We start from the raw sequence: 14,316 nt of genomic DNA, 5'->3' as shown, positions 1-14,316 counted from the left end.
GGTAGGGGATCTTCGAGGGGGACGAGGAGGGGTGTGCTGAGGCGATCGATCGTCGTGGTGGCGGGAGTGCTGGCCCTGACCCTCGGAGGGCACCGGCTCCTACCGGAGCTGGGCGGATTCACCCCCGTGCTGGAGAGCCTCCTTCCCTGGCTCGGCGTCGCCGTACCCGTCCTGCTGGTCTGCGCGCTGGCCACCCGCTCGTGGCAGGTGATCTTCGCGGCACTGCTCCCGGCGACCGTCTGGGGCCTCATGTTCGGCCCGGCGCTGCTGCGCAGCCCGCCCGGCGGCCCCAGCGACCTGTCGGTCGCCACGCTCAACGTGGGCGCGGCGAACGCCGACTCGGCCGAGGCCGTACGGTCGGTCTCCAAGGGCCGTGACCTGGTCGCGGTGCAGGAGCTGACCCCCGGAGGCCCGGCGGCGAAGGTCCTCGACGACCGCTTCCCCCACCGCTACCGGATCGCCACGGTCGGCCTGTGGAGCCGATTCCCGATCGCCGAGGCCCGCAAGGCCGACATCGGCCTCGACTGGGCGCGGGCGCTTCGGGCCGTGGTCGTGACCCCCAAGGGGAGGCTGACCGTTTACGTCATGCACCTCGCCTCCGCCCGGCCGGGCCATACCGCGCAGCGTGACGAGACCCTCGCCCACGCCCGCAAGATGATCGACAGGGACGACAGCGCGCGTCTGCTCCTGCTCGGCGACCTCAACACCGCCACCACCGACCGCAAGCGCTCCGGCCTGGTGCCGCCGCTGTCGGACGCCCAGCAGGAGGCCGGTACGGGGTTCGGCTTCACCTGGCCCGCGTCCTTCCCCGTCACCCGCCCCGACCACATCCTCTACCGCGGCCTGACCGCCACCGGCGCGGGCGTCGAGCGGGCCGCGGGCAGCGACCACCGCGCCGCCGTCGCCTCGCTGCGCCTGAGCCCACAGAGATCAGACGAACCAGATAAATAACACCCAGCGGGCTCGGGCGGCGAGACAGGAACGGCCCCGTAGCACCGACAGGTCCGCCTGTTCGGGACTCAGCGGGATCGGGGTCTTGGCCGGTAAGGCCGATGAGACCAATGAGGCCGGAACGGGCAGGTGGCGCCGGCAGGTGACCCCGGCGGACCTGCCGGGGTCAGCGGGGTCGGGCGGCTCGGGCGGCGAGGTCGGAACGGGCCTGTAACGCCAGCAGGTCCGCCGGGGTGTCGATGTCGGCGGGGTCCGCCACATCGTCGCAGCGGACCGCGACGACCAGCTCGGGATGGGCCTTCAGGAACGGGCGGGCTCCGGCGTCGCCGGTCGCGAGCCGGAAGACCTCCTCGAAGTGCTCCCTGGCGATCAGCACCGGGTTCCGCCGCGCCCCGCCGTAGGTGGCGACGGCGACCGAGGCGCCCTGCCGCGCGGCCTGGATGAGCCGCTCCACCGCCGCCGGGCCGACGAACGGCTGGTCCACCAGGGTGATCACCACATGCTCGGCGGTGACGGGGATCGCGCCCAGACCGGCCCTGAGCGAGGAGCCCATCCCCGAACTCCACTCCGGGTTGCGGACGGTCACTGCCCCCGGCACCCGGACGGCGGCCGCCCCGAGCACCACGACCACGGGCCGGCAGCCGCCGTCCCGGAGCACCCTGACCCCCCGGTCCACCAGCCGCTCCCCGCCGAACTCCACCAGTGCCTTCGGCGTGCCGAGCCGCGAGCCGGACCCGGCGGCCAGCAGCAGCCCCGCGCTCGCCGTTCCCGCGGATCCCTCCTCGGTGGTTTCCCCCGGCACCTCTCCGGCCGTACTCATGCGCCGGGTCCATCACCGTGAACCGGGCCGGCACCGTGAACCGGGCCATCGCCGTGGATCCGGCCGGAGCCGCCGGTCAATGGCCGGCCCGAGCCGCCCCAGCGCAGCTGGATCAGCTCGGCGGCGATGGAGACCGCGGTCTCCTCGGGCGTACGCGCCCCCAGGTCCAGGCCGATCGGCGAGCGGAGCCGTTTCAGCTCGGCCTCCCCCAGCCCCGCCTGCGCGAGCCGGGCCAGCCGGTCCTCGTGCGTGCGGCGCGATCCCATGGCGCCGACATAGCCCGCCGGGGTGCGCAGGGCCACCTCCAGCAGGGGGACGTCGAACTTGGGGTCGTGGGTGAGCACGCAGATCGCGGTCCGCTCGTCCACGGTGGTCGAGGTGAGGTAGTCGTGCGGCCACTTGACGATCACCTCGTCGGCCTCGGGGAAGCGCTTGGCCGTGGTGAAGACCGGCCGGGCGTCGCACACGACCACGTGGTAGCCGAGGAACTTGCCGATCCTGGCGACCGCGGCGGCGAAGTCGATCGCGCCGAAGACCAGCATCCGGGGCGGCGGCGCAAAGGACTGGACGAAGACCGACAGCTCGTCGAGCCGCCGCTCCCCCCGGGCCCCGTACCTGCGGACGCCCGTCAGCCCCTGCGCCAGCATGCCCCGTACGTCGTCGTCCACCGCCTCGTTCAGCCGGCTCCCCCCCAGCGAGCCCGAGGAACGGTCCGGCCAGATCACCCGGCGGGTACCCACCGTGCCCGGCCCGGACAGAACCGTCGCCACCGCCACCGGCTCGTGCCCGAGCACCGAGGCGGCGACCGAGCCCAGCTCGGGGAAGGTCTCTCTGGAGACCGGTTCGACGAACACGTCCAGGATGCCGCCGCAGGTCAGGCCGACGGAGAAGGCGTCGTCGTCGCTCACGCCGTACCGCTGCAGGACGGGTGTGCCGGAGGAGACCACCTCCTGGGCCAGCTCGTAGACGGCTCCCTCGACGCAGCCGCCCGAGACGCTGCCCTCCGCCTCGTTACCGAGCACCGCCATGGACGCCCCCGGCGGCCGGGGGGCGCTGCGGAAGGTGTCGACCACGGTGGCCAGGCCGAACGTCTCTCCTGTCTCCCACCAGCGCAGGACCTGCGACAGAACATCACGCACGTGTGCCTCCCAGCAGCATTGCCAGCTCTTCGAAGGCGGCCAGGCTGTGCCCGGCCACGAAGTCGTCGATGTGCGGAAGGGCCGCACGCATACCGGCGGTGAGCGGCTGGTAGCCCTCCTGCCCCTTGTGCGGGTTCACCCAGATCACCCGGTGTGCCGTCCGCGACAGTCTGGCCATCTCCGCTCCCAGCAGCGAGACGTCGCCGCGCTCCCACCCGTCGGAGGCGATCACCACTGTCGCGCCGGCCGCGTCGTTCAGCGCCAGGAGCCGCCGGAGCTCCTCACCCAGCCGGGTGCCGCCGCTCCAGTCGGGAATGGCGTGGGAGACGGCGTTCATGGCGGCGGCCGGATCACGGTGGCGCAGCTCGGCGGTGATCCGGGTCAGCCGGGTACCCGCGCTGAACACCTCGGTGGCCCGGGGTTCCGACCTGACCAGCGCATGGGCGAGGCGGAGCAGCGAGTCCGCGTACGGGGTCATCGAGCCGCTGACGTCGACCAGCAGCACCACCCTGCGGGGCCTGGTCCGGTGCGCGCGGTAGCGGAGCCCGGCGATCTCGCCGCCCCTGCGCAGGGTCTCGCGGATCGTCGCCCCGCCGTCCAGTCGCCCTCGGCGCGAGGGTTTGAAACGTCGCGACCGACGCCGCTCCCGGCCCACCCGCAGCAGGGCGAGCAGCCGGTGCACCTCGGCCAGTTCCGGCCCCGTCATCCTGGCCACGTTCCGGGTGCGCAGCACCTCCGTCGCGCTCGCGGTCGCCGCGAGAGCGGGGCTCTCGTCGCCCTCCTTTGGATCGGGACCGGTCTGCGGCGATGTCGCGACGTTCCGGGTGACGGTGATCGCCGTCGATCTCGCGCGGACCGCGCGCCGCCCTGCGAAGTAGGCCGCGAAGACCCGGTCATAACGGGGCAGGTCATCGGCGGAGGCGCACAGCGTGAGCCTGCCCGCCCAGTAGACGCCGGCGGGTTCCATCGCGTCCAGGTGGGACAGGGCGCGGAGCAGGCCCTGGGTCCGCTCGTGGTCGGCGGGCACCCCCGCGGCCCGCAGGGTCCTGGCGAAACCGGTCATGACCGCGACCAGATCCTCGCCGATCCCCGCGACGGGGAAGGCGCCGTCGCTCCTGGCGGGCGGCCGACCGGGGCCCCGATCCGCCGGGGCACCGTTCAGGCCCACCGCGGGACCGATCGCACCGGCGGGGAAACCGGGGCCGTCAGCGCCGGGCCGCACCGAAGAATCCGTTCCCGAGCACCGCCGCGTGGTCCTCCCTGTGCTTGAGCAGGGCGCCCAGCGTGGCGGCCGCCAGATCGGGGTCGAGCTCGCGAGCCCCCAGGGCCAGCAGGGCCTCGGTCCAGTCGAGGGTCTCGGCGATCCCCGGCGACTTGATCAGATCGACCTCGCGGAGCCGTCCCGTCGCGTGGGCGACCTGCTCGGCCAGGATCGCGGAACAGCCGGGGAGCCGCCTGCGCAGGATCGCCACCTCCCGCTCGAAGGAGGGGTGTTCCAGCCAGTGGTAGAGGCAGCGCCGTTTCAGGGCGTCGTGTACCTCGCGGGTGCGGTTGGAGGTCAGTACGACCACCGGCGGCCTCGCGGCGCGGACCGTGCCGAGCTCGGGGATGGAGATCGCGAAGTCCGAGAGCACCTCCAGCAGGATCGCCTCGAACTCCACGTCGGCGCGGTCGACCTCGTCGATGAGCAGTACCGAGGGCTGGGTCTCGACCGCCTTCAGCAGCGGCCTGGCGATCAGGAACCTCCGGTCGTAGACCTCCCCCTCCAGCCGGGCGGCGTCGGTGATCCCACCGGCCTCCGCCGCCTTCAGGTGCAGCAGCTGGCGGGCGAAGTCCCAGTCGTAGAGCGCCTGGGAGGCATCCAGCCCCTCGTAGCACTGCAGGCGGATCAGCGGCGCCCCGAGCAGCGTGGCCAGGGTCCTGGCCAGCTCGGTCTTGCCGACGCCGGCCTCGCCTTCGAGGAGCAACGGGCGCCCCATCCGCAGCGCGAGAAAGGCAGCCGTGGCGAGCCCGGTGTCGGCCAGATACGACTGCTCGTCGAGCAGCTCCGCCAGCTGCGCGGGTGACCGCACATCAGATGCCTCGATTGTCCGCCTGACCGCCACCACCTCAGGTTACGCCCGGTGGCCACGTTCTCGCGTTCCCGCGTTCCCGCGTTCCCGCGCCGCATCCGCGGCACCGGGAGACGGCGTCATGAACCGATCCGGCGAGACGGCGTCGGGTATCGAGGGCCGACAGGCCTATCGCCGCCCCTCGAAGAAGTATCCTCACCCCCTGTGAAGAACCTCCTCGACCAGATCAACACCCCGTCCAGAGTCGTCGTGGTGGCGTTCCTGGCCGTGGTCCTCACCGGTACGGTGCTGCTGTCGCTGCCGGTGGCGGTCGAGGGGGGCCAGCACGCCTCGTGGACATCGGCCCTGTTCACCGCCACCTCCGCGGTGTGCGTGACCGGGCTGGCCATGCACGACACCGCGGCGCACTGGTCGCTCTTCGGCGAGATCGTGCTCATGGTGCTGATGCAGATCGGCGGCTTCGGGATCATGACGCTCTCCTCGATCCTGGCCCTGATCGTCTCCGGCAAGCTCGGCCTGCGCGCCCGCCTCAACACCCAGGCCGAGACCAAGACCCTCGGGGCCGGCGACGTGCGACGACTGATCGTGGGAGTCGCCAAGATCACGCTGGTAGCCGAGGTGCTGACCGCCGCGGCGCTCGCCGCCCGCTTCGTGATCGGGTACGGGGATCCTGTCGGCCTCGCCATCTATTACGGGATTTTTCATGCAATCTCAGCATTTACCAATGCCGGGTTCGCCCTCTGGTCGGACAGCGTCATGGGGTTCGTCACCGACCCGTGGATCTGCCTCCCGCTCGCGCTGGCGGTGATCGCCGGAGGTCTCGGCTTCCCGGTCTACGCCGTCCTGCGGGAGAACTGGCGTCGCCCGTCGCGCTGGACGCTGCACACCAAGATCACGCTGTGGATGACCGCGGTGCTGCTGCTCGGCGGGACGCTGGCCGTCACCGTCATCGAATGGAACAACCCCGGCACGATAGGGGGCCTCTCTCCGGGACTACGGATCATGGCCGGGTTCTTCCACAGCACGATGACCCGCAGCGGCGGCCTGAACTCCGTGGACACCTCCCAGATGAGCGAGAACTCCTGGCTGATCAGCGACGTGCTGATGTTCATCGGTGCGGGCAGCGCGGGCACCGCGGGCGGCATCAAGGTGACGACGTTCGCACTTCTGGGCTTCGTGATCCTCGCCGAGCTGCGCGGCGAGCCCGACGTCTCGGCGGGCCGCCGCCGCGTCCCCGAGCAGCTCCAGCGCCAGGCCCTGACGATCGCGCTGCTGAGCGTGGCGTCGGTCGCGGTGGGAACGTTCGCGATGATGACGGTGACCCCCTTCAAGCTCGACCGCGTACTGTTCGAGGTGATCTCCGCCTTCGGCACGGTCGGGCTGTCGACGGGGATCACCGCCGACGTCGGCACCGCGGGGCACCTGATCCTGACCGTCCTGATGTTCGTCGGGCGGCTCGGCCCGGTGACCCTGGGCGCCGCGCTGGCACTGCACGTCCAGACCCGTCGGTTCCGATATCCAGAGGAGCGTCCCCTCGTTGGTTGACAAGAAGAGCCGCGGCGAAGCGGTCGTGGTCATCGGTCTCGGGCGGTTCGGCGGCGCTCTCGCGGCGGAACTGGTGAGCCGCGACGTCGAGGTGCTCGGGGTGGACAACGACCCCAAGAACGTTCAGCACTTCTCCGGCAGGCTCACCCACGTGGTGTGCGCGGACTCCACTGACCCGGACACCCTCCGGCAGCTCGGCATCGGGGAGTTCGGCCGGGCCGTGGTCGGCATCGGCACCGACATCGAGGCGAGCATCCTGACCACCTCGGTCCTGACCGACCTGGGGGTGCCGGACATCTGGGCCAAGTCGATCAGCCTGCAGCACAGCCGGATCCTGCAGCGGGTCGGCGCGCACCGCGTGGTACAGCCGGAACACGACATGGGCGAGCGGGTCGCGCACCTGGTCATCGGGCGGATGCTCGACTATCTGGAGGTCGACGAGGGCTACGCCCTGATCAAGACCATGGCGCCCGAGTGGGCGGACGGCAAGAGCCTGGGACAGCTGGGCATTCGCGGCGAGTACGGGGTCACCGTGGTCGGTATCAAGAAGCCCGGCGGCGGGTTCACCTACGCCACCTCGGAGACGGTGGTCCAGAGCGGCGACATCCTGCTCGTCGCGGGCGACACCGACAAGACCGAGCGGTTCGCCGAGGAGACCTGAGCACGGAGCGCCTCGGCGGAAGGACCCGGGCACGAAGAACCTCGGCCAGAAGGACCCGGGCACGGTGGCCCGGCGGGTCTCGCCGGATCCGGCGGCGTCCAAGGCGGTGACGGCGATGTCCAGGCGGTGACGACGGCGTCCAGGCGGTGACGACGGCGTCCAGGCGACAGGACCGCCGGCGGTTCAGCGGGCCTCGTCAGCCTCCCCGCGCTCCCTGATGAGGGCGGCGAGCTCGCGGACCTGGCGCGCCGTGCGCTTCTTCTCCGACCCCTGCAGGCCCATGGCACCGACCGTGATTCCGTCGGCGAAGTCGATCTTCGCCCAGGGCTCGTGGTCGGTCAGGGTGACCCCGAGCACCTCGGCCCACTCGTAGCGGCGTACCCGCAGCGGGTTGACGACGGTGATCCCTCGCTCGTCGGCCTCCACGCGGCACCGCCCCAGCAGGTGGAGTGCCCCGACGACCAAGGCGCCCAGCACGAGCATCCCGATCCTGTCGGCCAGCGTGAACGGCGGCGGCAGGAAGATCGCCATCAGGAGCGCGCCGAGCGCGATCACGCCCGCGAAGCCGTATGCCACGATCCGCCCGTTCTTGGGGCGCCAGACGACGGGCAACGGGGGCGGGGAGACGCTCTCCGGGCTCACTTTCAGATCACGATCCTTCGGGAAACCACCGGTCAAAACGGCTGCGACAGCTGGTCACGGTGCCGATGGAAACCTATCGCACACCCCCGCCGCACCGATCACGCGGCGCGGCGGGGGTGAGTCCGGCGATGCTCTAGGAGCGGAGTTCCCGCAGCAGCAGCGCCGTCTCCAGCGCGGCGACGGTGGCCTCATAGCCCTTGTCCTCGTGACTGCCGGGCAGACCCGACCGGTCGACGGCCTGGTCGATGGATTCGCAGGTCAGCACACCGTTGCCGATCGGGACCCGCTCGTCGAGGGAGATCCGGGTCAGGCCCGAGGTGACGGAGTCGCAGACGTAGTCGAAGTGGGCGGTCTCACCGCGGATCACGGCTCCGAGGGCGACGACCGCGTCACAGCGCCCGGCCAGGGCCTGCACCACGACCGGGATCTCCAGCGATCCCGCCACCCGGACCACGGTCACCGCCGCGCCGCTGTCCTCGCCTGCCCGCACGGCTCGCGCCACGAGCTGATCGGTGATCTTCTCATGCCACCTGGCGGCCACGATGCCGACGGTCAGCCCTCGCGCGTCCACTGCCGACGCCACCGGTCGTCCCATGCCGCTCATCTGATCAGCTCGCTCCGCTCGCGGTTCGCATTCGCGAACACCCCGTATCCACCGGCTCTCTCGCCACGCTCACTCATTCGCTCTCCTGCGGAATGTCGTGACCAAGGCGGTCGCGCTTGGCCGACAGGTACTTCTCGTTGTACGGGTTCATCACCACGGGCATGGGCTCGCGGCCGATCACCTTGATGCCGTAGCCGTCCATGCCGCGCAGCTTGGCCGGGTTGTTGGTCAGCAGCCGGATCGACTTCACCCCCAGGTCCGCGAGGATCTGCCCGGCGTTGGAGAACTCCCGCGCGTCCACCGGCAGCCCGAGCTCCAGATTGGCGTCGACCGTGTCACTACCGGCGTCCTGGAGGCTGTACGCCCGCAGCTTGGCCAGCAGCCCGATGCCACGCCCCTCGTGCCCGCGCAGGTAGACGATCACGCCTCGGCCCTCGGCGGCGATCCGGGACATCGCGTGTTCCAACTGCACCCCGCAGTCGCACCGCAGCGACCCGAGCACGTCACCGGTCAGGCACTCGGAATGCGCCCGGACCATGACGTTCTCGCCGTCCTCGATGTCACCGAAGACCAGGGCCAGGTGCTCGCCGCCGTCCACCGAGCTCGCGAAGCCGTAGGCGCGCCACACGCCGAACCTGTTCGGCAGCCGCGTCTCGGCGACCCTGGTCACCATCCGCTCGGTCCTGCGCCGGAACTCCACCAGCTGCTCGATCGAGACGAGCGCCAGGTCGTGCTCGTCACAGAAGACGCGCAGCTCGGGCAGGCGCATCATGGTCCCGTCGTCGTTGACGACCTCGGCGAGCACCCCCGACTCGCTCAGCCCGGCGAGCCTGGCCAGGTCCACGGCAGCCTCGGTGTGGCCGCGCCTGACCAGGACACCGCCCTCCCGGTAGCGGAGCGGGAAGACGTGACCGGGCCGTACCAGCTCGGACGGGTCGGTCGCGGAGTCGGCCAGGAGGCGGATCGTGCGGGCCCGGTCGGCGGCGGAGATTCCGGTGCTCACCCCGTCCCTGGCGTCCACGCTGATCGTGTACGCGGTGCGCAGGCGCTCCCTGTTGTCGTGCACCATCAGCGGCAGGCCGAGCCGGTCGAGGTCCTCACCGCGCATCGGCACGCAGACCACGCCGCTGCTGTGCCGGATGGTGAAGGCCAGCAGTTCCGGCGTGGCCTTGGACGCGGCGAAGATGATGTCACCCTCGTTCTCGCGGTTCTCGTCGTCGACGACCACGACCGCCTTGCCCTCGCGGGTGTCGGCGATCGCGCGTTCGATCGGGTCCAGCTTGATCACACGGCCTCCTCGGGGACGAGCACGGCCTGCGGCCTGTGCTCCTTGAGCCAGTTGACGAATCCGACCGGGACGGGCACGAGGGCCTCGAATCCCGCTTTCGCCAGGTTCACCGCCGCTCCTCCCGATCTGCCGGGGCGTACGCGCCGACGAGCTTCTCGACGTGCTTGGCGATCACGTCGACCTCCAGGTTCACCGGGTCTCCAGGTTGCTTGGCGCCGAGGGTGGTCAGGCTCAGGGTGGTGGGGATGAGGCTGACGGTGAAGCCGCCGGAGCCGACGCTCACGACGGTCAGGCTGATGCCGTCGACCGTGATCGACCCCTTCTCGACCACGTAGCGGTCGAGGTCGGGCGGGAGGGAGATCCGGACGACCTCCCAGTGCTCGCCGGGCTCCCGCGACAGCAGGACGCCCGTCCCGTCCACGTGACCCTGCACGATGTGGCCGCCCAGTCGCTGGTCGGCGCGGACCGCGCGCTCCAGGTTGACCGGGGAGCCGGGCCTCAGCGTGCCGAGGGAGCTGCGGTCGAGGGTCTCCTTCATCACGTCGGCGGTGAACACCTCACCGTCCACGTCCACCACGGTCAGGCAGACGCCGTTGACGGCGATCGAGTCGCCGTGCCCGGCGTCCGAGGTGACCGTCCTGCCGCGGATCGACAGCCGGGCCGCGTCCCTCAGCTGCTCGATCCCGGCGATCTCTCCCAGTTCTTCGACGATTCCGGTGAACATTCACAGCTCCTTGCAGGGGACCGCGCGAAGGCGGGCGGCCGAGGTGTCGCGGGACCGGAGGCGGAACGTCGCCGGCGGGCGGAAAGCCGCGCGAGGGCTGACGGGGCATGCGCTCGGAGAGCGGGATAAGCCGACGTGCCCGGTCAGGGAATGGTGGGGGCCGGCGGTGCCGTGCCCATGGGGGGCGCACCCGGCCACTGGGCGCGTCCGCGTCCGATCAGTCACCCGAGGTCTCCTACTCGCCAGTAGCTGTCTGCCACGGCGGGCCCCGGGGAATTCGATGGGTGCGTACACCCGATCAGCGGAGGGTGCCAGAGGGCACTCTCCGCTCGCGCGCTTCCTCCCATCCGGACTCTAACCGTCGGTCCTGGAGTTTCACCAGGTCAACCGGTCGATGGCTTCGACCGGGTCGCGGACTGTAACCGCCGGCTCGGAATTTCACCGACCCCGGAGCACGCTGCTCTGTCTTGCTTCGGGAGGCGCGCCACAGGCGGCCCGCTTCCCGTACACCAGTGTGCCATGTCCGGCAAACCGCACCACACACCACTCCAGCATATGGACCGAGCGAGCACTTGGTCCAGCCACGCGGCGCGCCCGGCGATCACCTTCCAGGTCGCCGAGTCACCGAATCCGGTCCGAACAACCCGTGATCCATACGCCGCCTCCCCGGTAAATGGTTAATTACGCTACGAGAGGGGGTCCGGACGCGCATGTCCCGAGTCTGTGACACAAGCGGAACAGGATCCAGACCGGGGTGTCACGACCAGGTCATCAAAGTGTCACAGATCCGTGAAAAGCGGCTTTTAAGTGCCCCGATTCTTTCACTCCACCCCCCCGCCGCGTCAACGGAATTGAAGCTACAAACCGGTGGAAATTACACAACAATAAAATGAGTAAGGACCAGGCCATTGATTTGACCTTGACTGTTTTGCGATGGTTCCAAGGATCAGGCTCAGCCATGCTCGTTGGGAGCGCCCGCACGATGACCATCCCTGCACCAGCAGCGACCACCGCCGGGGAACCCCCCGCGGTGAAGACACCGGAGACGGTGGGCCGCTCCCCCGGCCAGTTGATGTGGCTGCGCTTCCGCCGCGACCCCACCGGCATCGCCTCGGCCGGCGTGGTGATCTTCTTCTTCCTCGTCGCGATCCTCGCGCCGGTCATCTCCTGGCTCTACGGGAAGGACCCCTACACCCTCTACGGCCAGGACACCCCGGGACTGCTGAACGACTTCGGCTACCCGGTGCTGCCCAACGGCGGGATCAGCTCGGACTTCTGGTTCGGCATCGAGCCTGGCCTGGGCCGGGACGTGTTCATGCAGCTCGTCTACGGGATCAGGACCTCGCTGCTGATCGCGATGGTCGCGACGGTCCTCATCTCGGCGATCGGCATCGTCATGGGCATCGTCGCCGGGTACGCCGGGGGCAGAACCGACTACTTCATCGGCCGCCTGATCGACATCGTCCTGTCGTTCCCCTCGACCCTGTTCATCATCGCGTTCATGCCGGTGGTGGAGAACCTCTTCGTCGACCCCTCCGAGGAGACCCCGGTCTGGCTGCGGGCGGTGACGCTCATCACCCTGCTGACGGCCTTCGGCTGGGCCGGCATCGCCCGGCTGCTGCGCGGCCAGGTGCTCTCCATGCGCGAGCGGGAGTTCGTCGAGGCCGCCAAGGTGACCGGAGCCTCACCCTCCCGGATCATCTTCAAGGAGCTGCTGCCCAACCTGTGGACGCCGATCCTGATCCAGTCGACACTGCTGCTGCCCGCGATGGTGACCGCCGAGGCGGCCCTGTCCTTCCTGGGCGTCGGCATGATCGAGCCCATCCCCGACTGGGGCCGGATGTTCCTGCGGGGCACCCAGGTCTACCAGAACGACATCACCTACCTGATCTTCCCCGGCGCGGCTCTGCTGCTCTTCGTGATCGCGTTCAACCTTCTCGGTGACTCGGTCCGCGACGCCTTCGACCCCAAACTCAAGCGTTAGATCCGATAGGAGAGAGATGAAAGTCCGTACGCGGTCAGCGATGGCCGTACTCGCCATAGGCGCGCTCGCACTCACCAGCGCGTGCGCCGAGGGCAACCAGGGCGCCCCTGCCGCCCCCAGCGGCTCCGCCGGTGCGTCCGCCCCCGCAGTGGAGCCCTTCAAGGCGCCGACCATCACGGTCGGCACCGCGGAGGACTCCAAGGGGCCCGCCATCGAGCCGGAGGGCGTCGTCAAGGGCGGCACCGTCACGATGATCGACCGAGACGACTTCTCCCACCTCGACCCCGCCCAGCTCTACGTCAACACCGAGACGAACTTCTCCCTCCTGATCGCGCGTACCCTCACCGGCTACAAGCGCACCGCCAAGAGCGAGTACAAGCTGGTCGGCGACCTGGCCACCGACACGGGCACCCCCTCCGACGGCGGCAAGACCTGGACCTTCACCCTCAAGGACGGCGTGAAGTGGGAGGACGGCACGCCCATCACGTCCGAGGACGTGAAGTGGAGCATGGAGCGGACGTTCGCCTCCTTCGTCACCCAGGGCCCGACCTACATCCAGCAGTGGCTGACCGAGGTCGACCACAAGAAGGCCTACCAGGGCCCCTACGACGGCAAGCGCCTGGACAGCATCGAGACGCCGGACGACAAGACGATCGTCTACAAGTTCAAGACGCCGCACGCCGACGCCAACTACGCCTTCGCCATGGGCGGCTACGGCATCGTGCCCAAGGCCAAGGACACCAAGGAGAAGTACGACAAGGCCCCCGTCTCCAGCGGCCCGTACATCATCAAGAACCACGTGGTCGACAAGTCCATCGACCTTGAGCGCAACCCGAACTGGGACCCGGCCACCGACCCGATCCGCGGCGCCTACCCGGACAAGTGGCGGCTGGAGTTCGGCCAGGAGAACCTGCAGATCACCGACCGCCTGATCGCGGACGCGGGTCCGGACCAGACCGCCTTCACCTTCTACGCGACCGTTCCCCCGGAGCGGCTGCAGCAGGTGCTCGGCGACCCCGCGCTGGCGCCCCGCCTGATGAAGAGCCCCTCGCCGTACGGGAACTACTACTACTTCAACCTTGACCGGATGAAGGACCCCAAGATCCGCCAGGCCATCAACCACGCGTGGCCCTCCAAGCAGATCCAGCAGACCATGGGCGGCCCGCAGGCGGCCGCGCTGCCGACCACGATCCTCAACGAGAACACCACGGTCGGCTACCAGCCCTACGACCTGTTCGGCAAGACGACCAAGCCCGAGGGCGACATCGAGAAGGCCAAGCAACTGCTGGCCGAGTCGAGCAACCCGACGCCGACCATCGTCTACGCCTACAACCAGACGCCGGTCCAGGAGCAGGTCACCGTCGTGATCAAGAGCGCCCTGGAGAAGGCCGGCATCAAGGTCGTCGCCAAGCCGCTGGACCGCAAGACCTACTACGACTCCATCGGCCTGGTGAAGAACGAGTTCGACCTGTACTGGGGCGGCTGGGGCGCCGACTGGCCGTCCGGCTCGACGGTCATGCCCGTCATCTTCGGCCCGATCGCCGACGGTGCGCCGAACTACTCGCACCTGAAGGACGAGGCCATCACCAAGGAGATGGACGAGATCACCGCCATGACCGACATCGACGCGCAGAACGCCGCGTGGATGGCGCTGGACAAGAAGATCCAGGAGACGATCACCCCGCTGGTCGTCGCCGAGAACCGGATCGCCAACACCCTGCACGGCTCCAAGATCGGCGGCGCGGAGATCGACCCGCAGTCGTGGGTCGTCCAGCCGAACAGGATCTTCGTGAAGCCGTAACGCCCACGAAGCCTTAGGAGACACCGGCGGCCGTGGCCTCGCGGGAGGAGACACCTCCCCCGCGAGGCCACGGCCAAGGGGCCGT

At 69.8% G+C, this 14,316-nt stretch carries 13 protein-coding genes and 1 riboswitch; of the genes, 5 read left to right on the top strand and 8 right to left on the bottom strand.

From position 1 onward, the window contains the following. Positions 1 to 33: 33 nt before the first annotated feature. Entirely contained in the window at positions 34 to 951 is a 918-nt protein-coding gene (locus tag OG884_RS29670; protein ID WP_326638304.1) for an endonuclease/exonuclease/phosphatase family protein, read from the top strand. Between the two features lie 166 nt (positions 952 to 1,117). Here the strand turns inward: OG884_RS29670 and OG884_RS29665 are convergent, their stop codons facing one another. The 4 genes from OG884_RS29665 to OG884_RS29650 are packed head-to-tail and all read right to left on the bottom strand — an operon-like array spanning position 1,118 to position 5,015. After that, on the bottom strand, positions 1,118 to 1,771 hold the full coding sequence (locus OG884_RS29665) for a nucleotidyltransferase family protein (RefSeq protein WP_326638302.1): 654 nt from the start codon (positions 1,769 to 1,771) through the stop codon (positions 1,118 to 1,120). Continuing rightward, the gene (locus OG884_RS29660) at positions 1,768 to 2,910 is read right to left on the bottom strand and encodes an XdhC family protein (RefSeq protein WP_326638300.1); all 1,143 of its coding nucleotides are present in this window, start codon (positions 2,908 to 2,910) and stop codon (positions 1,768 to 1,770) included. The genes OG884_RS29665 and OG884_RS29660 overlap by 4 nt, the downstream gene beginning before the upstream one ends. Beyond that, positions 2,903 to 4,132: a vWA domain-containing protein gene (locus OG884_RS29655; protein ID WP_326638298.1), complete on the bottom strand. Its 1,230-nt coding sequence runs from the start codon at positions 4,130 to 4,132 to the stop codon at positions 2,903 to 2,905. The genes OG884_RS29660 and OG884_RS29655 overlap by 8 nt, the downstream gene beginning before the upstream one ends. Further along, complete coding sequence (locus tag OG884_RS29650; protein ID WP_442811553.1) at positions 4,116 to 5,015, bottom strand: AAA family ATPase; 900 nt, start codon at positions 5,013 to 5,015, stop codon at positions 4,116 to 4,118. Before OG884_RS29650 ends, OG884_RS29655 begins: the two co-directional genes overlap by 17 nt. Before the next feature lie 171 nt (positions 5,016 to 5,186). Here OG884_RS29650 and OG884_RS29645 point away from each other — a divergent pair, with 171 nt between their 5' ends. Beyond that, a complete protein-coding gene (locus OG884_RS29645) occupies positions 5,187 to 6,527 on the top strand; it encodes a TrkH family potassium uptake protein (protein WP_326638297.1) in 1,341 nt (446 codons plus the stop codon). Then, positions 6,520 to 7,188, top strand: a complete 669-nt coding sequence (locus OG884_RS29640) for a potassium channel family protein (RefSeq protein WP_326638296.1) — start codon at positions 6,520 to 6,522, stop codon at positions 7,186 to 7,188. The genes OG884_RS29645 and OG884_RS29640 overlap by 8 nt, the downstream gene beginning before the upstream one ends. Before the next feature lie 183 nt (positions 7,189 to 7,371). Here OG884_RS29640 and OG884_RS29635 read toward each other — a convergent pair whose 3' ends face one another. From OG884_RS29635 to OG884_RS29620, 4 genes are all read right to left on the bottom strand, one after another. Further along, the gene (locus OG884_RS29635; RefSeq protein ID WP_326638294.1) at positions 7,372 to 7,830 is read right to left on the bottom strand and encodes a PH domain-containing protein; all 459 of its coding nucleotides are present in this window, start codon (positions 7,828 to 7,830) and stop codon (positions 7,372 to 7,374) included. Between the two features lie 133 nt (positions 7,831 to 7,963). Beyond that, a complete protein-coding gene (ribH, locus tag OG884_RS29630) occupies positions 7,964 to 8,434 on the bottom strand; it encodes a 6,7-dimethyl-8-ribityllumazine synthase (RefSeq protein WP_326638292.1) in 471 nt (156 codons plus the stop codon). Between the two features lie 73 nt (positions 8,435 to 8,507). Further along, positions 8,508 to 9,722, bottom strand: a complete 1,215-nt coding sequence (locus tag OG884_RS29625; RefSeq protein WP_326638291.1) for a bifunctional 3,4-dihydroxy-2-butanone-4-phosphate synthase/GTP cyclohydrolase II — start codon at positions 9,720 to 9,722, stop codon at positions 8,508 to 8,510. Between the two features lie 106 nt (positions 9,723 to 9,828). Beyond that, positions 9,829 to 10,446: a riboflavin synthase gene (locus tag OG884_RS29620; RefSeq protein WP_326638289.1), complete on the bottom strand. Its 618-nt coding sequence runs from the start codon at positions 10,444 to 10,446 to the stop codon at positions 9,829 to 9,831. A 329-nt stretch (positions 10,447 to 10,775) separates the two neighbouring features. Beyond that, a riboswitch (FMN riboswitch) is annotated at positions 10,776 to 10,906 on the bottom strand. A 498-nt stretch (positions 10,907 to 11,404) separates the two neighbouring features. Between OG884_RS29620 and OG884_RS29615 the strand changes: the two genes are divergently transcribed. Beyond that, positions 11,405 to 12,430 carry an ABC transporter permease gene (locus OG884_RS29615; RefSeq protein WP_326638287.1) on the top strand — a complete coding sequence of 342 codons (1,026 nt, stop codon included), beginning with the start codon at positions 11,405 to 11,407 and terminating at the stop codon, positions 12,428 to 12,430. Between the two features lie 16 nt (positions 12,431 to 12,446). Continuing rightward, positions 12,447 to 14,231: an ABC transporter substrate-binding protein gene (locus OG884_RS29610; RefSeq protein WP_326638286.1), complete on the top strand. Its 1,785-nt coding sequence runs from the start codon at positions 12,447 to 12,449 to the stop codon at positions 14,229 to 14,231. The last annotated feature ends 85 nt before the right edge of the window (positions 14,232 to 14,316 follow it).

Source organism: Streptosporangium sp. NBC_01755, from assembly GCF_035917995.1.
Taxonomy (GTDB): domain Bacteria; phylum Actinomycetota; class Actinomycetes; order Streptosporangiales; family Streptosporangiaceae; genus Streptosporangium.
This window is presented reverse-complemented; position numbering and strand designations above follow the sequence as displayed.